Source organism: Bacillus sonorensis NBRC 101234 = KCTC 13918 (assembly GCF_001592005.1).
In the GTDB taxonomy this organism is placed as follows: domain Bacteria; phylum Bacillota; class Bacilli; order Bacillales; family Bacillaceae; genus Bacillus; species Bacillus sonorensis.
On record NZ_BCVZ01000028.1, the window covers coordinates 21865 to 42057 of the forward strand.

At 47.2% G+C, this 20193-nt stretch carries 18 protein-coding genes, 1 pseudogene and 1 riboswitch; of the genes and pseudogenes, 8 read left to right on the forward strand and 11 right to left on the reverse strand.

From position 1 onward, the window contains the following. Positions 1-20: 20 nt before the first annotated feature. Positions 21-317: a DUF3817 domain-containing protein gene (locus tag BTR1S_RS20035; protein WP_006638738.1), complete on the reverse strand. Its 297-nt coding sequence runs from the start codon at positions 315-317 to the stop codon at positions 21-23. Between the two features lie 75 nt (positions 318-392). After that, on the reverse strand, positions 393-803 hold the full coding sequence (locus BTR1S_RS20040) for a carboxymuconolactone decarboxylase family protein (RefSeq protein WP_006638739.1): 411 nt from the start codon (positions 801-803) through the stop codon (positions 393-395). Positions 804-919: 116 nt separating this feature from the next. Between BTR1S_RS20040 and lrpC the strand changes: the two genes are divergently transcribed. Both lrpC and BTR1S_RS20050 read left to right on the forward strand, forming a co-directional pair. Further along, on the forward strand, positions 920-1354 hold the full coding sequence (gene lrpC / locus BTR1S_RS20045; protein WP_006638740.1) for a transcriptional regulator LrpC: 435 nt from the start codon (positions 920-922) through the stop codon (positions 1352-1354). Positions 1355-1417: 63 nt separating this feature from the next. Beyond that, entirely contained in the window at positions 1418-3601 is a 2184-nt protein-coding gene (locus tag BTR1S_RS20050; RefSeq protein WP_006638741.1) for a DNA topoisomerase III, read from the forward strand. 338 nt (positions 3602-3939) lie between these two features. On the opposite strand, the pseudogene BTR1S_RS20060 reads toward BTR1S_RS20050, so the two are convergent. Then, a pseudogene (locus tag BTR1S_RS20060) lies at positions 3940-4487 on the reverse strand (class I SAM-dependent methyltransferase). Between the two features lie 438 nt (positions 4488-4925). Beyond that, positions 4926-5072, forward strand: a riboswitch (cyclic di-AMP (ydaO/yuaA leader). Positions 5073-5175: 103 nt separating this feature from the next. Here BTR1S_RS20060 and kimA point away from each other — a divergent pair. After that, positions 5176-6996 carry a potassium transporter KimA gene (gene kimA / locus BTR1S_RS20065; protein ID WP_029418964.1) on the forward strand — a complete coding sequence of 607 codons (1821 nt, stop codon included), beginning with the start codon at positions 5176-5178 and terminating at the stop codon, positions 6994-6996. 111 nt (positions 6997-7107) lie between these two features. Continuing rightward, a complete protein-coding gene (locus tag BTR1S_RS20070; RefSeq protein ID WP_029418965.1) occupies positions 7108-8829 on the forward strand; it encodes a pyruvate oxidase in 1722 nt (573 codons plus the stop codon). Between the two features lie 38 nt (positions 8830-8867). Here the strand turns inward: BTR1S_RS20070 and BTR1S_RS20075 are convergent, their stop codons facing one another. After that, positions 8868-9836 carry a helix-turn-helix transcriptional regulator gene (locus tag BTR1S_RS20075; RefSeq protein ID WP_029418966.1) on the reverse strand — a complete coding sequence of 323 codons (969 nt, stop codon included), beginning with the start codon at positions 9834-9836 and terminating at the stop codon, positions 8868-8870. Positions 9837-9950: 114 nt separating this feature from the next. Here BTR1S_RS20075 and BTR1S_RS20080 point away from each other — a divergent pair, with 114 nt between their 5' ends. Next, on the forward strand, positions 9951-10781 hold the full coding sequence (locus BTR1S_RS20080) for an SDR family NAD(P)-dependent oxidoreductase (protein ID WP_006638747.1): 831 nt from the start codon (positions 9951-9953) through the stop codon (positions 10779-10781). Between the two features lie 79 nt (positions 10782-10860). On the opposite strand, the gene BTR1S_RS20085 is transcribed toward BTR1S_RS20080, so the two are convergent. The 5 genes from BTR1S_RS20085 to aspA all read right to left on the reverse strand — a co-directional run bounded on the left by BTR1S_RS20085 (position 10861) and on the right by aspA (position 15025). Continuing rightward, on the reverse strand, positions 10861-11112 hold the full coding sequence (locus tag BTR1S_RS20085) for a hypothetical protein (RefSeq protein WP_006638748.1): 252 nt from the start codon (positions 11110-11112) through the stop codon (positions 10861-10863). A gap of 67 nt (positions 11113-11179) precedes the next feature. Continuing rightward, on the reverse strand, positions 11180-11728 hold the full coding sequence (locus BTR1S_RS20090) for a GNAT family N-acetyltransferase (RefSeq protein ID WP_006638749.1): 549 nt from the start codon (positions 11726-11728) through the stop codon (positions 11180-11182). A 57-nt stretch (positions 11729-11785) separates the two neighbouring features. Further along, the gene (locus BTR1S_RS20095; RefSeq protein WP_006638750.1) at positions 11786-13066 is read right to left on the reverse strand and encodes an Nramp family divalent metal transporter; all 1281 of its coding nucleotides are present in this window, start codon (positions 13064-13066) and stop codon (positions 11786-11788) included. Between the two features lie 179 nt (positions 13067-13245). Beyond that, positions 13246-13506, reverse strand: a complete 261-nt coding sequence (locus BTR1S_RS20100; protein WP_006638751.1) for a GlsB/YeaQ/YmgE family stress response membrane protein — start codon at positions 13504-13506, stop codon at positions 13246-13248. Between the two features lie 97 nt (positions 13507-13603). Continuing rightward, a complete protein-coding gene (gene aspA, locus BTR1S_RS20105) occupies positions 13604-15025 on the reverse strand; it encodes an aspartate ammonia-lyase (RefSeq protein ID WP_006638752.1) in 1422 nt (473 codons plus the stop codon). Positions 15026-15331: 306 nt separating this feature from the next. Here aspA and BTR1S_RS20110 point away from each other — a divergent pair, with 306 nt between their 5' ends. Then, the gene (locus tag BTR1S_RS20110) at positions 15332-16528 is read left to right on the forward strand and encodes a macrolide family glycosyltransferase (RefSeq protein ID WP_029418968.1); all 1197 of its coding nucleotides are present in this window, start codon (positions 15332-15334) and stop codon (positions 16526-16528) included. A 28-nt stretch (positions 16529-16556) separates the two neighbouring features. Here the strand turns inward: BTR1S_RS20110 and BTR1S_RS23465 are convergent, their stop codons facing one another. Next, positions 16557-16649: a DUF2188 domain-containing protein gene (locus BTR1S_RS23465; RefSeq protein ID WP_224254457.1), complete on the reverse strand. Its 93-nt coding sequence runs from the start codon at positions 16647-16649 to the stop codon at positions 16557-16559. Positions 16650-17020: 371 nt separating this feature from the next. Between BTR1S_RS23465 and BTR1S_RS20120 the strand changes: the two genes are divergently transcribed. Then, positions 17021-17842 (forward strand): EcsC family protein, encoded by an 822-nt coding sequence (locus tag BTR1S_RS20120; RefSeq protein WP_006638756.1) that lies wholly within the window; start codon positions 17021-17023, stop codon positions 17840-17842. Between the two features lie 76 nt (positions 17843-17918). On the opposite strand, the gene BTR1S_RS20125 is transcribed toward BTR1S_RS20120, so the two are convergent. Further along, positions 17919-19211 (reverse strand): Na+/H+ antiporter NhaC family protein, encoded by a 1293-nt coding sequence (locus tag BTR1S_RS20125; protein ID WP_029418969.1) that lies wholly within the window; start codon positions 19209-19211, stop codon positions 17919-17921. A 126-nt stretch (positions 19212-19337) separates the two neighbouring features. Between BTR1S_RS20125 and BTR1S_RS20130 the strand changes: the two genes are divergently transcribed. Next, positions 19338-20030, forward strand: a complete 693-nt coding sequence (locus BTR1S_RS20130) for a DUF4937 domain-containing protein (RefSeq protein ID WP_006638758.1) — start codon at positions 19338-19340, stop codon at positions 20028-20030. Positions 20031-20193 lie beyond the last annotated feature (163 nt).

The following is a 20193-nucleotide window of genomic DNA, read 5'->3' on the forward strand; positions in this document are numbered from 1 at the left end:
CGAAACAAACGGCGGATCTTTTATGATGGATCAAATGTTTTGAGTCCGCGGTCATAAAGGAAGTTTCCAAAAGGGATAAAAGCGACGACAAGACCCGCGGCAGGCCATTTCAGCGACCATCTCAAGGTGAATGTCACATATAAAAGGACAATCAGATAGATGATAAATAATCCGCCGTGAAGCGAGCCGACGATCGTGACGGCCATCGGGTAGCCCGCCCAGTATTTCAGAGGCATAGCGACAAATAGCAGGATAAGCAGTGACATGCCTTCAATAAAACCCATCGCGCGAAGGCGTCCAATCGGCGTTTGCAGCATGTGATACCTCCCTCTAATCTAAGTATTACCTCTATAATATAGACTAAAAAAAGGATAAATAGAACAGGCCTGCGGTTATGTTGCGGCCGGAATTTTCATTAACGCCCCGAAATATTGCTGTGCCGTTGTAAAACAGATAAATGCTATCAGTTCTGAGATCTCCTCATCGGAAAACGTCTCTTTCAACACAGCGAACTGCCTGTCTGAGACCTGTTGCCTTTGAGAAAGAAATACTTCGGCAAAGCCCATGGCAAGACTTGTTTTTTCCAGATTTGACGCTTCAGGTTTGCCTTTTGCTTTGCAATATTCACAGCCGTTTCCCTGAGCCAGCACTCTGCGCACCTGCTCCTTCAGCTCCTTTGATAAAAAACCGTCCCCTGAAAGCTCGTCAGCTAAGGCTGTCCAAGTTGACAGCAGAGAGTCTGAATATCCCAACAGCAGCTGAAACGGGGTGTCTCCTTTTTGTGATGGTTGAATTCTTGTCATTTCTGATCACCTCTCTATTATCATATCTAACTCAAACGAAAATAGGAATTTCATTTGTAAAGGGATGTCTGTTAATATTTAAATATTGAAATGAAATGAAGGAGACTGATTTTCAAATGAAATTAGATGATCTTGATCTTATGATTATCAAAGAATTAAACAAAGACAGCCGTTTGTCGATGAGGGAGCTCGGGCGAAAGGTCAGCCTTTCAGCACCGTCTGTGACCGAAAGGGTCAGGCGGCTTGAATCATTCGGCGTCATTCAAAAATATACGCTGGAAATCGATTATCAGAAGATCGGACTCCCTGTATCATGCATCATTGAAGCGACGGTCAAGAACGGTGAATATGAAAGGTTCAAAACTTATATTGAACGTCTTCCGAATATCGAATTTTGCTACAGAATCGCAGGGGCGGCATGTTATATGCTGAAAATAAACGCCGAAAGCCTTGAGCAAATAGAAGAATTTATTAACCAAACATCCCCTTACGCCCAAACCGTGACACATGTTATTTTTTCAGAAATCAAAACGAAGGAATTTGAACGTTAGGGATGAATCCTTTTCATCTGTTATAATAAAAGGATGGATGAATAAGAAAGAGAAGTGATAGACTTGGCAAAAACAGTGGTTTTAGCAGAAAAACCTTCGGTCGGTCGGGATTTGGCCCGAGTGCTGAAGTGTCATAAAAAAGGAAACGGCTATCTTGAAGGGGACCGCTACATTGTAACATGGGCGCTCGGCCATTTAGTGACATTGGCAGACCCTGAAGGCTATGGAAAGGAATATCAATCATGGCGCCTCGAAGACCTGCCGATTATCCCTGAACCTTTAAAACTTGTCGTCATTAAAAAGACGGGCAAGCAGTTTCAGGCGGTCAAATCGCAGCTGATCAGAAAAGACGTCAAAGACATCGTGATTGCCACTGATGCGGGACGGGAAGGCGAGCTCGTCGCCCGCTGGATCATCGAAAAGGCAAAGGTGAACAAGCCGCTGAAACGCTTATGGATTTCATCTGTTACAGACAAAGCGATTAAAGACGGATTTAAAAATCTGAAAAGCGGCAAAGAATTTGAAAATCTGTACCATTCAGCCGTGGCGAGAGCGGAAGCGGACTGGATCGTCGGCATTAATGCGACTAGGGCGCTGACGACGAAATTCAATGCCCAGCTTTCCTGCGGACGCGTGCAGACGCCGACATTGGCGATGATCGCCAAAAGAGAGGAAGACATTAAAAACTTTAAACCAGTTCCTTACTACGGCCTGCGCGCCGCAGTTGACGGCATGACGCTGACATGGCAGGACAAAAAAACGAAGCAGAGCCGGACATTCAATGCGTCTGTGACATCTCAGCTCGCCAAAGCGCTCCAAGGCAAGCCGGCCGTCATTAGCGATTTGAAGAAAACGGCGAAAAAGAGTTTTGCACCGGGCCTTTATGATTTAACAGAGCTGCAAAGGGATGCACATAAACGCTTCGGCTTTTCCGCAAAAGAAACGCTGTCCGTTTTGCAAAAGCTTTATGAACAGCACAAGCTGGTCACCTATCCGCGGACGGATTCCAGGTTCCTTTCAAACGACATCGTTCCGACGTTGAAAGACCGTCTCGAAGGGATGCAGGTCAAGCCGTATGCCCAGCATGTCAGCCGGATTTTGCAGCGGGGCATTAAAGCGGGCAAAAGCTTTGTCAATGACGCGAAGGTCTCTGATCACCACGCGATCATTCCGACGGAAGAACCCCTTTCACTCGGCGCTTTAAGCGATAAGGAAAGAAAGCTTTATGATCTGATTGCGAAGCGTTTCCTCGCGGTGTTGATGCCTCCGTTTGAATATGAAGAAACAAAGGTGCTCGCCGAAATCGGCGGAGAAACGTTTACCGCCAAGGGAAAAACCGTTCAGTCCCAAGGATGGAAAGCCGTATATGACTATGCTGAGGAAGATGACGATGAGGAAGAAAAGGATCAAACCCTTCCGAAGCTTAAAAAAGGTGATACGCTATCTGTCCGTTCATTGACAGAGACAAAGGGCGAAACAAAACCGCCCGCCCGCTTCAATGAAGGAACGCTTCTGTCCGCGATGGAAAACCCGGCCGCATTTATGCAGGGCGAGGAAAAAAATCTCGTCAAAACGCTCGGAGAGACGGGCGGCCTCGGTACGGTCGCCACCCGGGCCGACATTATTGAAAAGCTGTTCAATACATTCCTGATCGAGAAAAAAGGCAAAGACATTTTCATCACTTCGAAAGGAAAACAGCTGCTGGAGCTTGTCCCGTCAGACTTAAAATCCCCGGCGCTTACGGCGGAATGGGAACAAAAGCTCTCAGGCATTGCAAAAGGCAAGCTGAAATCCTCTGCTTTCATCAAGGAAATGAAAGAGTACACGAAGCAGACGATCAAGGAAATCAAAAGCAGCGATCAAAAATTTAAGCATGATAATATCACAGGCACGCACTGTCCGGAATGCGGAAAATTGATGCTGAAAGTGAACGGAAAACGCGGCACAATGCTCGTCTGTCAGGACAGGGAATGCGGCCACAGAAAAACAATCGCCAAACAAACCAACGCCCGCTGCCCGGTTTGCCATAAACGCATGGAACTGCGCGGCCACGGGGAGGGCCAGACCTTCGCATGCGTCTGCGGCCACCGCGAAAAGCTCTCCGTATTTGAAAAACGCAGAGCAAACGACAAAAACTCAAAAGCATCAAAACGCGATGTACACACTTATATGAAAAAACAAAACAAAGACGAGCCGATCAACAACGCGCTCGCCGAACAGCTGAAAAAGCTGAAGCTTGATCAATAACCAAAACAACCTGCCAATCGGCAGGTTGTTTTGTGCTGATCCATCATTCCAAATCAAACGGCTTCATCAGTTAAACATGATACGAAGCACAAAGAACGTTTTCGTCAAAAAATATAAACTTATGCATAGAAAGATCATGATGACAGGAATTCTCTTTTCATTTCTTATTTCTTCAACGAATTTGAATAAGAAAAAAACAGTCAAGAGGACGGTTAAAAAATAGTCGATATTTTGCAGGATTAGTGTCATAACGTTTCCTCACTTTAGTTTTCTGACTTTGATGAATTCGAACGCGAAATGAAGCTTAAATGATTTATATTTCTCTACATCTAACACTACTATTTAAACCCTATAATACATAGCCAACCTTTATTCTTATTCTCATAGAATTCTACGCTTATAAAGAATAATTGTTTCATTTCCTCCGTAGTTTTACAAGATTTCATATGGTAATTGATGTTGTATAACTCGGCAAGAATCATAAATTTTCCATCTTGTTTCAATACCCTAAATACTTCTTTTACATCGTTTTCTAAATCAGACCAAAAGTAATGCGTTTGACATGCAGTTACGATATCAAAGGCATTTCCCGGAAATGGAATATCGGAGACACTTGCTTGACGAATGTTTACTTTACATGTTTCTGCTTGTTTTGAGTAATCAATACCGTATAATTTTCCGTATTCGGTTATTATGTACAGTGCATGTATTGTTTTGCCCCCTCCAGAACCGATGTCCAAAATTTCGAATCTTCTCTAATCCTTAACTTATCTAAAGCCCATTTGTTCATTCCGGTATGAGCAGTATTCATTATTCTCAACATAATTGAACCAATAAACCCTTTTGGATTTTTTGCTTGTTCTATCAAACGATTTAATAAACCCATTTCCATAAATTTCCTATTCTATATATGTTAATCAATTCATTAGTTGGTCAGTGGAATTTCTCATATTGATACGTTTTTATTGAGTGATAGGTTTCATTGCCCGTCAGCAGCTAAGAATTGGAATATGGTGAAGGTATTTGGTAGCCGCACCATTAAATCGTTACATCCATCTTTTTCATCGACTGTGATCATTATTGAAGCTCCATGTACACAAATGCAATCATCTTCATTTTTTCCTTCTTAATACGGGTTTGCTTGCAGAAAATGACGAAATGGAATGAATAATTATTCCGAATTATTCCATCTGATTCAGTTTTTTAATCTCTGACCAGAACTTTTGTTTTTATCAAATATCTACATAAATATTTAACATAGCCTATTCCAAAAAAGTATTTACAACAGACATAAACGGGAGTATGATCTCTCTATAAAACGTATATTTCAAAATCGCTTAATCTAAAAGAGCGGGGGAACCAATCAGGGGCATATAATTGCCTTTTGGGGTGAATCCTTTTAAAAGGTAGGGCAAACTCTCATGAGCCCGAATCCGTCAGCTAACCTCGTAAGCGTTAAGAGAGAGGGAAATCACCTGGGAACACATAAAGCCGATTCCGCAGGGGCTGTTTGCCTCTGTGCTTTTTTGTGTGAAAAAATACGGAAATAACCAGCAAAGAAGGAGAAGTCGATCATGTACAGTACAATAAAGCGCTTTTTAATCGGTAAGCCTTTGAAATCAAAAGAGCTTGGGGAACAAAAGATCACGAAGACAAAGGCGCTTGCTTTACTATCCTCAGATGCTCTGTCTTCCGTCGCTTACGGTACAGAGCAGATTTTAATCGTATTGGCGGCTGTCAGTGCGGCTGCATTATGGTATTCACTGCCGATTGCGGTAGGTGTTCTGATTCTGTTGACGGCATTAATCCTTTCGTATCGACAGATCATTTTCTCTTATCCGCATGGAGGAGGGGCCTATGTTGTATCAAGAGAAAACCTCGGCGTGAATCCGGGGCTTCTCGCAGGCGGCTCACTGCTCGTCGATTACATTTTGACAGTCGCGGTCAGCGTGTCAGCGGGAACCGATGCGATCACATCAGCGCTCCCTTCTTTACATCCATATCACTTGCTGATCGCGGTCGTACTTGTTTTGCTGATCATGATATTAAATTTGCGCGGATTGACGGAATCTGCTTCGATATTGGCATATCCGGTCTACCTGTTCGTTGCCGCGCTCTTGATTCTGATTGCGGTAGGCGGCTATAAACTGCTGACCGGACAAATCGAACCGGCGGAGCATGCAGCCATCGGGACGCCTGTCGCCGGCTTGTCCCTGTTTCTCCTGCTCAAAGCCTTTTCATCCGGCTGTTCCGCACTAACGGGGGTAGAGGCGATTTCGAATGCGATACCGGCTTTTAGAGACCCGGCGCCAAGAAACGCCGCAAATACCCTTGTGATGATGGGAATATTGCTCGCCGTTCTGTTTTCCGGAATCACGTGGCTTGCGTTCGGCTACGGCATCATGCCGAAAGGCGAGGAAACGGTTGTTTCCCAGATCGCCTCGGAAACGTTTGGGCGGTCATTCCTTTACTTTTTCATACAGGGGACGACTTCGATGATTTTAGTATTGGCCGCAAACACCGGATTTTCGGCCTTCCCGCAGCTTGCGTTTAATTTGGCCCGGGATAAATACATGCCGAGAATGTTTACAGTCAGAGGCGACCGCTTAGGCTATTCAAACGGGATCATCTTTCTCGGTTTTGCATCGATCTTGCTGATTCTATTATTTAACGGACAGACGGAGCATCTCATTCCTTTATACGCGGTCGGCGTGTTTATCCCGTTTACGCTTTCACAAACGGGCATGTGTCTGAAATGGATCAGGCAAAAGCCGGCCGGCTGGGTTTGGAAAATGATGATCAATGCTATCGGCACCTTGATCTCCGCCGTCGTGCTGCTGATATTGTTCATTACAAAGTTTCCGCTAGTATGGCCGATCCTCGTCTTCATGCCGATTGTCATCTGGGTCTTCTACGCGGTGAAAAAGCACTATAATGCGGTCGGCGAGCAGCTTAGGATGACAGGAAAGCCTTTGGAACCGATCGAAGGAAACATCGTCATCGTCCCTGTCGCCGGTGTGACAAGCGTCGTCGAAAAGTCGATCCAATACGCGAAGACCTTGTCAGATCAGGTGATTGCCGTCCATGTATCATTTGACAAAGAAGAAGAGAAAAAGATCGAGAAAAAATGGGAGGAGCTGAACAACGGCGTCAGACTCGTCACGCTTTATTCGTCATACCGGAGCCTGATCTATCCTTTGGAAAAATTTCTGGAAACGGTTGAAGCGAAAGCGGCGACTTACAACTATTCTGTCATGGTTCTTGTTCCGCAGTTTATCCCGAAAAAAAGCTGGCACAACATTCTTCACAATCAGTCCGCATTTTTGCTGCGGCTGAGACTTTTATGGAAAAAAGACATCGTCGTCGCCACGCTCCCATACCATTTTAAAAAGTGAAAAAGCTTGCAGAGACACATCTCTGCAAGCTTTTTTTGTTTGGATTCGCAGGGGGACGTTTGAGCAAAAATGGAATGTGGTAAGGAAGGAAGAAAGGAAGGAGGACGTGATATGGCATACAAAACCGCAGGAAAAATAGCAGCAGAACTGCTGAAGGAATGGAATATCGATCATATTTACGGCATGCCGGGAGACAGCATCAATGAATTGATCAATGAATTGCGGCATGAAAAAAACAGCCTCCGCTTTATTCAGGTGCGCCATGAAGAAACAGCCGCTCTTGCTGCCGCGGCTGATGCGAAATTGACGGGGAAAATCGGCGTCTGTCTTTCGATAGCGGGGCCTGGCGCCGTTCACCTGCTTAACGGGCTTTATGACGCAAAAGCGGACGGTGTCCCGGTGCTTGCCATTACGGGGCAGGTGGCCTCAAATGAAATCGGCAGGGATATGTTTCAGGAAATCGGTCTTGAGCGGATGTTTGAGAATGTATCTGTTTTCAATCAGCAGGTTCATTCAGCCGAAGCGCTCCCCGACCTGTTGAATCAGGCGATTCGGACAGCCTACAGCCAAAAAGGGGTCGCCGTCCTCAGCGTATCAGACGACCTGTTTGCGGAAAAAATCAAACGGAAGCCTGCTTATACGTCGGCGCTTTATATCGATGGCGGACTGCAGCCGAAAAAAAGCCAGCTTTTGCAGTGCGCCCAATTGATCAATCAAGCGAAACAGCCGGTGATATTGGCCGGAAAAGGAATGAAATCAGCGGGATATGAGCTGCTGGAATTTGCAGATAAAGCAGCGGCGCCGATCATCATTACGCTCCCGGCGAAAGGCGTTGTTCCAGACCGCCATCCTTATGTGCTCGGGAATCTCGGCCATATCGGGACAAAGCCGGCGTCTGAAGCGATGGAAGAATGCGATCTTTTGATCATGCTGGGGACCTCGTTTCCGTATCGGGATTATCTGCCGGAAGATACCCCGGCGATTCAGCTTGACGCTGATCCTGCGAAAATCGGGAAGCGCTATCCGGTTACGGCAGGACTCGTATGCGATGCAAAAACAGGCCTGGCAGAGCTGACAAAGACAATCGAACGTAAAACAAACCGGTCATTTTTGGAAAGCTGTACAGAGTATATGAACAAATGGCGGTACCATATTGAAAAGGATGAACAGAAAGCGACCGATCCGCTCAAGCCGCAGCAGGTGATCGCAAGGCTTCAAGATGCGGTGGCTGACGACGCGGTTTTATCGGTTGACGTCGGTAATGTGACGGTATGGATGGCCCGCCATTTTGACATGGACGATCAGGACTTTCTCATTTCAAGCTGGCTCGGCACGATGGGCTGCGGCCTGCCCGGCGCGATAGCCGCCAAGCTGTCACACCCGGAGCGCCAGGCAGTGGCCGTTTGCGGAGACGGCGGCTTCAGTATGTCAATGCACGACTTTCCGACAGCGGTTAAATATGATCTGCCGATTGTCATCGTCATCTTAAACAATCAAAACCTCGGCATGATTCAATATGAACAGCAGGAAAAAGGGCATATTGAATTTGCAACAAAGCTTGAAAACGTCGATTATGCCAAATTTGCAGAAGCGTGCGGAGGAAAAGGCTTCAGCGTGAAAAAGCATGAAGAGCTTATTCCTGCGCTGAAAAACGCGTTTAAGTCACAGACAGCGGCCGTCATTGATGTGGCCATTGAAGACGAACCGCCGCTTCCGGGAAAAATTTCATACACACAAGCAGCAAGCTTCAGTAAATATATGCTGAAAAAATTCGTTGAGAAAAAAGAGCTTGACCTGCCTCCGTTAAAGAAAAGCTTAAGGCGGCTGTTTTAGGCCATCCCCGGATCACCTCTTTTTAAGAGGTGATTTTTTCATTCGTATTCCCGCCTGAAAAAGTCGACCGCCGCCTCAGCGGCTTTTATCAGGGCCTTGCGCAATTCCGGGGGTTCCGTCACTTTTAGCTGATCGCCGAATCCCAATACATATTCCTTTGCCTCCCTCTCTGTATCAAAGGAGAACGTAACCGGTATCCAGCCATCCTCCCCTGGGGCCTCTTTTTCAACGGCTTTCACAAACCGGCCCGTGAACATCAGCCTCGGAACGATAGCTGGTGCGGCCAAACCGCGTACTTCGTATGTCGGCAGATTGTCTATGAACGATTTCATTGATGCTTCCCAATATTGGGCCAGATTAAAATCGTCAGGTCTGGTAAACGTTTCGTCGAGAGGCTCCGCAGAGCGGATGCGGGAAGCTCTGTAGTTTCTGACGCTTTCTCCATGCGACGCGACAAGATACCAGACGCGCCCTTTTGCCGCCAGACCAAGCGGACACACAATCCGGACGCTTGTGTTTCCGTCTGCCCGTTCATAAATGATCTTGAGCTTGTTTTCTCTCCATATCGCTTTTTGAAGAACGGCAAAAGCGGCTATTTTTTCTTTCTGGTTTCGCCAAGTGCCTGTATCAATATGAATGCGGCTCCACACTTCCTTTGCCTGTTCCCTGTATAAAGGCGGAAGGGAGGCGATTAATTTATGTCTCGCTTCCCGGGAAGACCGGGCAAGTCCGAGATCCTCAAGCAGCTGTAAAGAAGGAGAAATGAACAGCGATCTGATCTCCTGTTCTTTTAAGCCTGTAAGCTTTGTTTGGTAGTCCTCCATCAGCCGCCAGCCGCCGTTTTTCCCGCGTTCTGCATAAACGGGTATTCCAGCTCTGCTGAGCGCTTCCATATCTCTGTGGATCGTACGTTCAGACACTTCAAGCTGTTCGGCCAATGTTTTTGCGGACATCCGCCCGTAAGACTGCAACAGCAAAACAATTGACAGCAGCCGGTCTCCTCTCATCGCCATCACCTTTTTTCCTTTGTTCTGCCTTCCATTAAATAAAACATGACAAAAGGTGTCAAGATTAAACCTTTATGATAGACATCGATTCTCTAAGAAAGGAATGACGGATAAATGGAAAGCTTGAAAGGAAAAATTGCGCTTGTAACGGGTGCAAGCAGGGGAGCGGGCCGCGCGATTGCGATAGAATTGGGAAAGGCCGGGGCCACGGTCTATGTCAGCGGAAGAAGCACGAAAGGAAATACGACAAACCGGTGGCCCGGCTCGATTGATGATACCGTGTCGGAAATTGAGGCAGCAGGAGGGAAAGCGGCGGGAGCGGTATGCGACCATACGAACGACTCGGAAACAGAGCGTCTCATCGATCGAATCAGGGCAGAACAAGGACGTCTCGATATCCTTGTCAACAATGTCTGGGGCGGAAACGAGCTGAAAATTGAATCAACTTCTTTTTGGGAGCAGCCGCGAGAGCATTGGGATCATATGTTCACAGCCGGGGTCCGCGCGCAGCTTATGACCAATTACTATGCCATACCGCTTATTCGCCAAAATGGGGCGGGAGTGATCATCCACACGACCTTCTGGAACAGAGACAAGTATATCGGTAATTTTTACTACGATCTGGCCAAAAATGCGTTGAACCGGATGGCGTACGGACTCTCGGTTGAGCTGAAGAAGGATGGCATCGCCGTTTTGGCATTGTCTCCGGGTTTTATGAGGACGGAGCTCGTGCTGCGGGCGTTTCAGACAGATGAGGGGCACTGGCATGAAAAAGAGGAATTGGAGCGGACGGAATCGCCGCATTATGTCGGACGGGCGGCGGTCTGTCTGGCAGGTGATCCGAATATTTTAGAGAAAAGCGGCAAGGTGCTCAGAGCCGGAGACTTGGCGGAAGAATACCGGTTTACAGATGTAGACGGCCGGAGAATTCCGCCGTTTGAATGATAAAACGGGAAAGCCTGCCCCGACATGTTCGGAAAGCAGGCTTTCTAAATCCGTGTATTTTACTTTGTTTATGATTAGCTCATTTCTTTTTCTTCATCGCCGCGGCCATGAATGGAAGAACCGTTCCGAACAGCATTGTGCCGCCGAAGAAATTCCCGAGATACGGCTGACCGATCAAATAGCAGACAGCAAATATGACCACCGCCAGCCCGATCATCGAGAAGGCCGGATAAAATCTTTTTTGAAAGCTTGTCTTTTGGGTGATCAGAAAAAATATCAGTCCGACAATCAGCGGAATGATCCATAGGTAAAATAATATCAGTACTTTCATCTTCAAAACTCCATATTTTTTTATCTCATCATACCAGATTTCAGGTGAAAATGCGTGTGACAAATTCCTAAATCATGTTCTGGTAGTCTTCCCGCAGCAGGCCGTAAACGAAATGATCGGCAAAATGGTCATGGAGCCATTCGCATTGTCTGAGGCGGCCCTCTTTCGTAAATCCCAGCCTTTCAGGGATGGCCTGGCTTTTCATATTTTTTGTTGCGGCCCTTATTTCGATCCGGTTTAATTCATAATCATTGAACAGCATGTCAATCAGCGCGCGGCATGCCTCCGTCATAATTCCTTTCCCCTGAAACGGCTCCCCGAGCCAGTAACCCAGAGAAGTCGTGCGGTTGATCCAATTGACATAGTGCAGTCCGATGATTCCGGCGAACTCGTTTTGATACCAGATCCCCGCCTGAAAACCGTTATTCGCCGCGGTCTGCTTCATGCTTTCTTCAATAAAGGCTTCACTGTCTTCAAGCTTCTTCGTCCCGTCTACCCAAAACAGCCATTTTCTTAAATGACGCTTAGACTGCTGAACCATCATATAAACGTCGCGCGCATCTTTCGGTTCAAGCATCTTTAAATACAAGTCATCATTGATCGTCAGTGTAAACATCCAGGATCCTCCTTTTTAACAGTATCATATAAAAAAAGCCGACCGAAGTCAGCTTTTCTAACCAAAAATTGTATCAAAGATCAGGAAGATGTTCAGTGAGACGATGAGCGCGGCGATGAGCCAGGAAACGGCTGTTACCCACTTCGCATTTGTAAGGCTTCCCATAATCCGTTTATTGCTCGTAAATAAAATGAGCGGAATCAGGGCAAAGGCGATTCCGAAAGACAGGACGACCTGGCTTAACACGAGAGCTGTCGTCGGATTGACGCCTGATGCAATGATGGCGATCGGCGGCAGAATCGTAATAAAACGTCTCAGGTAAAGCGGAATCCTGAAATTGATAAACCCCTGCATAATAATATCCCCTGAAAGCGTCCCGACAGAAGAGCTTGATAATCCGGCAATGAGAAGACCGATGCCGAATAATACGGCGGATAGCGGACTGACCATGCTGCTGAAGTGATGAAAGGCCACATCAAGGTCCTCGACGAAAATGCCGTTTTTGAAGAATAATGCGGCGGCAACAATCAGCATGCTGGCATTGATCGCCCCGGCGACAAGCATCGCGATTAAAATATCGATGAATTCAAAGCGGAAAATCTTTTTCTTTTCCGCTTCCGTTTTACCGACCACTCTCCTCTGTGTGAGTGCGGAGTGAAGGTAAATCGCATGAGGCATGACCGTCGCACCGAGAATTCCCGCCGCCAAGAGAATGCTGTCCGCGCCGTTGAAGCGGGGAACCAGCATCCCTTCAAGCACCGCTACGGGATCCGGTTTTGCAAAAAAGGTCTGTAAAGCAAACGCGATGACGACGATAAACAGCATCCCGGTAATCGCCGCTTCAAGGGGGCGGAAGCCGCGTCTTTGCAGTTCCAAAATCGCGAATGACCCGACAGCGGCAATGATGGAAGCCTCTAAAAGCGGAATGCCGAACAAAAGATAAAGTCCAAGCGCGGCGCCGATAAATTCGGCAAGGTCTGTCGCGATCACGACCAGTTCGCCTTGAATCCACAAGCCGAAAGAAACCGGCTTTGGAAATTCCTCTCTGGCGACCTCAGGCAGGTTTTTTCCCGTCGCAATCCCCAGTTTTGCTGATAATGACTGAATAAGAAGCGCCATAATATTAGAAAAAAGAATAACCCATAATAGCAGATACCCGTATTTGGAACCGGCAGCGATATTTGTGGCAAAGTTCCCCGGGTCAATATAAGCGATGGCAGCTATAAAAGCCGGGCCTAAAAAGGGAAGAAGCCTTTTCAAGCCTCTGCTTTTTCCATCCAATGCGTCTTGAGCGTCTTTTGATATTTGTGTGTGTCTGGACATATCGTTACTGATCATCTGATTCACCTAGATTCTATGTTGTTTTTCCTTGTGCTATAAATGTTTCCTTAGTGCAAATTATATGTTCATCATATGCCTGCCATCATCAATTGTCAACTGTTAGATTTTATAGTGTATGCATTTTTGCACAAACAAAAACCAGCATCGCTGCGAAACGATGCTGGCATGGATGCTGCTTATGCTTGAGACCCCATTCTTCCGCGGAAGATCAGGCTTAAGATAAAGACGAGAATCGCGGCGCCGATAATGGCGGGAAAGATGGCGAATCCCGCAATATCAGGGCCCCAAGTGCCGAACAGCCCATGGCCGATCCAGGCCCCGATAAAACCGACCACCATTGAGCCGATGATGCCGCCCGGAGCGCCGTTGCCGCCGATGGCACCTCCGATTAAACCGATGACAATTGCAACAATCACTGAAACGAGAAATCCTAACATTGTCCTTTCACCCTCTTTCAAATGATTTATATTATGTCTTTAGCCCTGCCAAGACGAATATAAACGTTTGAAAGCATATCAGCGTTTGAAAAGACGTTTATTCCTCAAGCAATGAAGCGCCGGCGATGCCGGGATGCGTCATTTCATAAGGATCAAGAATCAAGTCAAGCTCTTCCTCTGTCAAAACATCATGCAGCAGGCAGAGCTCGCGGACAGACCGTCCTGTGGCAATCGCTTCCTTTGCAATCCGCGCTGCGGCTTCATAGCCGAGGTGGGGGTTGACCGCCGTAATCACGCCAACGCTTTTTTCGACGAATTCTTTCAGCCTGATTTCATTCGCTTCTATCCCTGCGACACAATAATCCGTAAATACGCGGAATCCGTTGTTCATGATCTTGATCGATTGCAGCAGATTAAATACAAGGACAGGCTCCATGACGTTTAATTCGAGCTGGCCCGCTTCAGAAGCAAGGCAAATGGTATGGTCATTGCCGATGACCTGGAATGCGATCTGGTTCATCACCTCGGGCATCACCGGATTCACTTTGCCCGGCATAATGGAAGAACCGGGCTGGCGGGGAGGGAGGCGGATCTCTGCGAGTCCGGCCCTTGGGCCTGACGCCATTAGACGGAGGTCATTGGCGATCTTGGACATATTCATCATTCCTACTTTCAGTGCAGATGATACCTCTGTGTAGGCGTCCGTATTTTGGGTGGCGTCGACAAGGTGTTCTGCCCCGACAAGCTCATACCCGCTGATGTCGGATAAATGTTTGACTACGTTTCTGATATATCTCGGATCGGCGTTCAGGCCGGTTCCCACCGCCGTCGCCCCCATGTTGACTTCATAGAGGTGGTGCCGGGATTGTTTAATCCGCTCGATGTCGCGTTCGATGACGCGCGAATACGCTTCAAACTCTTGCCCGAGGCGGATCGGCACGGCGTCTTGAAGATGGGTCCTCCCCATTTTAATGACGGAGTCAAATTCAGCCGCTTTTTTTCGGAAGGCGTCCAGCATATCCTCCATCGTCGCTATCAGCTTTCTCATGTGATTTAAGGTTGCCAGATGAATGGCTGTCGGAAAAACGTCATTCGTTGACTGGGCCATATTGACGTGAGTATTGGGGCTTAAATGGAAGTAATCTCCTTTTTCTCTCCCTAAAAGCTCTAATCCTCTGTTGGCGATGACCTCGTTTGTATTCATATTCATTGAAGTTCCGGCTCCGCCCTGAATGGGATCGACGATGAAATGATCATGCCAATGGCCGTCTATCACTTCACCGGCCGCTTTTACTATCACTTCGCCAAGATCTTTATACAGCCGCTTAATTTCCATATTGGAAAGGGCGGCGGCTTTTTTGACCATCGCCAGCGCTTTAATGAGCTCTTCATCAATCTGATAGCCGGTAATGGGAAAGTTTTCAACGGCCCTCATCGTCTGTACGCCGTAATATGCATCTGCTGGGACTTCTTTTTCGCCTAAAAAATCTTTTTCAATCCGGGTGGTGTTCGTATCCATTGTTTGACATCCTCCGTAATGTTGTTTCTTATGCTGTAGTGTGCCACGAACCACCGGGTTTTAGTTTTTGAACGAAAAAAAAGTAAAATTGGCTCGGAAATGCCGGCTGTCAAGAAATAAAAAGCCCTTTTTTATTAAACATATCCGCTTATTTGCATGCAGGGGAATTTTTAAGGAAACATATGCAAAAAGATATAAATAGTAAAATAGTTATGTCTATTTATTATTAACTTAATTAAATACTTTACGATCACGCTTTTTTGTAGTAAAGTCCTTAATAAAATTTCAAAAGAAAGGAAGATCACAATGGGAAAAGCGCTGATGATCAACTTCCCCGGCGAAGGTCACATCAATCCCTCTTTAGGCGTGACAAAAGAGCTTCAAAGCAGGGGAGAGACGATCGTTTATTATGCTGTTGAAGAATATGCAGAAAAAATCAAAAAAACAGGGGCTGAGGTCCGTTTGTACCCGGACTTCAGAGAGACGATATCCTTTGGAAAAAACATGACGGGCGATGAAAACAGGGACTATGCCGAAATGATGTACCATATGGCGAAAAAAGCCATCGATATCGTTGATCTGATATATGAAGAAGTCCGCCATGAAACGTACGACTATGTCATTTTTGATCATCACTTTTTGGCGGGAAAAATCATTGCCGAAAAGCTTGGGCTTCCGGGCATCTCATTGTGCACGACGTTCGCGATCAATAAAGACATGGGCACATCGTTTCAAAATAAGCAGGGTGACTTGGAAAGCTCACCTTATTTTGAAAAATTCAAACGGATGGTTGCAGAACTAAACGAGCGTTATCCAGTCAGATTTGAGGATCCGTTCGATGTTTTCCTTTGTCCGGGGGATATCACGATTGTCTTTACTTCAAGAGAATTCCAGCCGCAAGCGGATAAGTTTGGAGACGATTATTTGTTTGTGGGGCCGTCCATCACCAGCCGGCCGGAATCTGCCGATTTTCCGTTCGCCGAACTGGAGGGTGAAAAAGTCATCGTCATTTCGATGGGGACGATTTTTAATCGGCAACAAGAGGTTTACAATATGTGCATTGAAGCTCTGAAGGATTTTGACGGCAAAGTGGTGATGTCAATCGGCAAATATACGGACCCGGCCGATCTTGATCCGATCCCTGATCATTTTATTGTTAGGCCGTATATTCCGCAGCTGGAGCTTTTGAAAATAGCCGATTTATTCGTCACGCACGGGGGAATGAACAGCACAAATGAAGGGCTCTACTTCGATACGCCGCTTCTCGTCATCCCGATGGGAGGAGATCAATTTCTTGTCGCCGCCCAGGTCGAGAAGACAGGGGCCGGGCTGAAGCTTGACAAAAAGGAGCTCTCCTCAGCAGTGCTGCGGCAAAAAATAGAAGAAATCATCAATAACGGCTCCTATACCGCCGGCGCCGCGGACATCGGCCGGTCGCTGCGGGACGCCGGCGGCTACAGCAGGGCGGCGGATGCCATTTTCGGCATCATCCGGCAAACATGAGACGCTCCAACATCAGGAGCGTCTTTTTTTAGTCTATCCGTATCATGCTGCCGTCTTTCTTATGAACGATGACGGCGGTTCCTTTATTGCGGCCGATTTCCTTCGCCCGTTCCACCGCCACAGACTTTGTTTTTTCACTTCAATGGCGCGCTTGGCATCATCGGCTTTCACCGCCCGGCCTATGACATGCCCGCGCTTTTCCGTGAGCTCGGGGCGCTGATTCAATCCGCCGCCATCCGGTTTTGTCTCACCATCATTTTCCAAAAACGTCTTGGTTTCTGTTTTTCAGCCCACTCTTTTGCCCGGCTTATTGCGATCGGAATTACGCTCCGTTCTTCATACCCCTCGTGCGATTTTGTTTTGAGCGGAATAATCATCGCTCACTGACCATGGCATCCTCTCACCCCTCCTTTTTCGTATAGGTAAAAAAACACGGATTCTTAAGGCTGATCATTGTATACTATAAAAAACGGTAAGGAGGACAGGCGTTCCATGCATAATGAACAGACAGACCTAGAGGCCCAGCTGAAAGCCATTGAGAAATGGGAAAAGGAACAACAGAAAGTATGGTTTTGGGAACGGATCGGCCGGATTCCGTTTAAAGTGCTGGACAAGCTTACGCCGGCGTTTATCCAGGATAAAATCGGCGTCCTGCTCGATGAAATCGGAGGCTTTATTCAAAATGGCGGGCAATATTTGACGTCTGAAAAACATCTCATCCGGCAGTTTCAAAAAAAGCTTCCGGAAGAAACGATTCAAACAATTGAGGATATCAAAAAAGCACCGCTCTCTGTGATGGATCATATTTGTGAAGAGCTGGGAAAAAACAGGGCGAACACTGCTGCCGTCCAAGGCGCGACAACGGGTGTCGGCGGTTTGTTTACCCTTGCCGTTGATATTCCCGCCATTCTCGGCCTTTCCTTGAAAACGCTGCAGGATATCGCGGTCTCATACGGCTACGATCCGAAGGATAAAATGGAGCGCATGTTCATCATTAAATGCCTTCAGCTCAGTGCGGCGGACATAGTCGGAAAAAAAGCGATCATCGAAGAGCTCAGTACATATCATCAACAACCCGGCGCACGCCAGAACATGATCTCGCAAATTCAGGGATGGCGGGAAGTCGTCTATACGTACCGCGATTCTTTCGGCTGGAAAAAGCTCTTTCAAATGGTGCCTGTCGCCGGCATTCTCTTTGGGGCAATCTCAAACCGCTCAATGGTTGGCGGGGTTGCTGAAGCAGGGATGATGATGTATAAAAAACGGAGAATCCTTGAAAAGCTTGCAGAGCTGGAGCGAGAACAGGCGGAATAAGAAAAAACGGGCTGCCGATTAGATCGGCAGCCCGTAAATCATTTTGATGTTCTTGTGAAACGCGGCAGCCCGTAAATCATTTTGATGTTCTTGTGAAACGCGGCAGCCCGAATATGATCGCGGCAATCCCGCAGATGCCGATCAAAATCGGATAAAAGGAATAAGGCAGAATGCTGATCGGCGATATTTTCGCAATTTGCGCCGCTGACAGCATTTGTGCGCCGTAGGGGATCAGCCCCTGGATAGCGCAAGAAAAAATATCAAGGATGCTCGCCGACTTGCGATTGTCGATGCCGTATTGATCTGATAAATCTTTGGCGAGCGGCCCTGCAGTAATGATGGCTATCGTATTGTTGGCCGTGGCCAGGTTGGCGGTGCTGACAAGTCCGGCGATTCCGGCTTCGGCTCCTTTTTTTGAACGGATCCGGTTTGAAACGAAGTGAAGCAGAAAGGCGATTCCGCCGTTTCTCTTCATCATTTCCGCCATTCCGCCGATCAGAAGGGACAAAATGATCAGCTCAGACATGCCGCCGATCCCTTCAGTGATGGCGCTCAAATAGGAGTGAAGCGTCAGGCTGCCGTCAAAGATTCCGATAACACCGGACAAAACGATTCCGCCGAGGATGACGGCCATAACGTTGAACCCGAGAAGCGCAAAAATCAGCACGCCAAGGTATGGAAGCACCTTCACCCAGCTGTATGCCGCTTCCTGAGCCCCAAGATGCCCGCCTTGAGAGAAGATGACCAGCAGTATGACCGTTATCACCGCGGCGGGCAGTACGATCAAGAAATTGGTTTTGAACTTGTCCGCCATTTTCGTTTTCTGTGTACGAACCGCTGCAATCGTCGTATCAGAAATAAATGATAAATTGTCGCCGAACATCGCTCCGCCGACAACGGCAGCCACCGAAAGCGCAGCAGAAACGCCGATTTCGCCGCTGATTCCCGCGCCGATCGGAGCAAGAGCCGCGATCGTTCCAGTCGAGGTTCCAATTGAAATTGAAATAAAGGCAGCGATGATAAATAAGCCTGGAACCATAAACTGTTCAGGAATAAACGACAGGGCCAGATGCACTGTCGAGTCTACGGCTCCCATCGCTTTTGTGGCAGACGAAAAAGCGCCGGCCAAAATAAAAATCATGACCATAATCATAATATCGGGGTGGCCCGCGCCTTTTGCGAACCACTCCGTCTTTTGATTGAGCGTCTCTTTTCGGTTCATGGCCAATGAAAGAACCGAAGCGATCAGAGCGGCGGCGACTATTGGAAGGCTGTAGAAATCGCCGGTTACAATCCCTGATCCAACGAATAAACAGACAAATAATAAGAGCGGCAAAAGCCCGGAGGCTTTTCCGGTTTGGTTTTGCATGATGTACACCTCTTCTATTTCTTCAAACCCTTTTTCATCAATATCCAACACTTTAAAAGGCGAACGGTTAAAAGTCAAATGGTAAAATAAGTTCGGGAGAACATCAAACAAAAAGAGGGGGAGCATATGGAGGCCAATCCAGTACGACATGTAATCGAAATGGCAAAAGGAACGAAGGATGATATTCATTTTGCCGTTTCAGAAGTAAATGACCATTGCGTGCGGGCCGCGGTTTTAGAAGGTGAATGCCAGTGGCGCTTTCATCCGGATTCAGAAAAGCTGATCATCGTGTTGGAGGGGGAGCTATTGGTCGATGTCATGGATCACAGGACAGAAGTTCTGCAACGAAATGATTCATTTTTGATTCCAAGAGGCGCGATTTACAGGTTTCGTTCCAATCAACAGACCGTCTGTCTCTCGGTGGCAAAAACAGCGTCTGAAGCCGTCGGATTTGAAAAAGATAATGTGCTGAAACTGATTCGGTGCAAGCCGGCCGGCCGGAATCGGCAGCCGTTCAGCGAAGCGCAGGCCAAATGGAAGCCGATTTCAAACATAAAAGGATTCGTCAGGCAGTGGGGCGGCTGGCTGGAGGCTGAAGAAGGGCCTGAAGCCGTGATCATGGCGCTTTGGAAGACGAAACAGGATTATATGAATTTCATGAAGAATGATCACGATCTTATCTATGAAACAACAAATCAAAAAGACACGTTTCATTCAAGCCATATTGAGCTGATAGAAGATCCGGCAGAGATCGGACGGGCATTGAAACGCCATTCGCCGGCCCTTGTCCCGGAATGGACGGTCGCTTGCAGGGCGTAATAAGCGTTGATCATCCCGAATGTTCTCCCGGCTCTTTCGTAAATGTGCTATTTTTGTTTACTCTTTTTCAGACGTGGAATGTAAAAACCATACCACTTAAAAAGGAGGAATTCAAAATGGCAGACAACAATGATAACAAAATGAGCCGGGAAGAAGCAGGCCG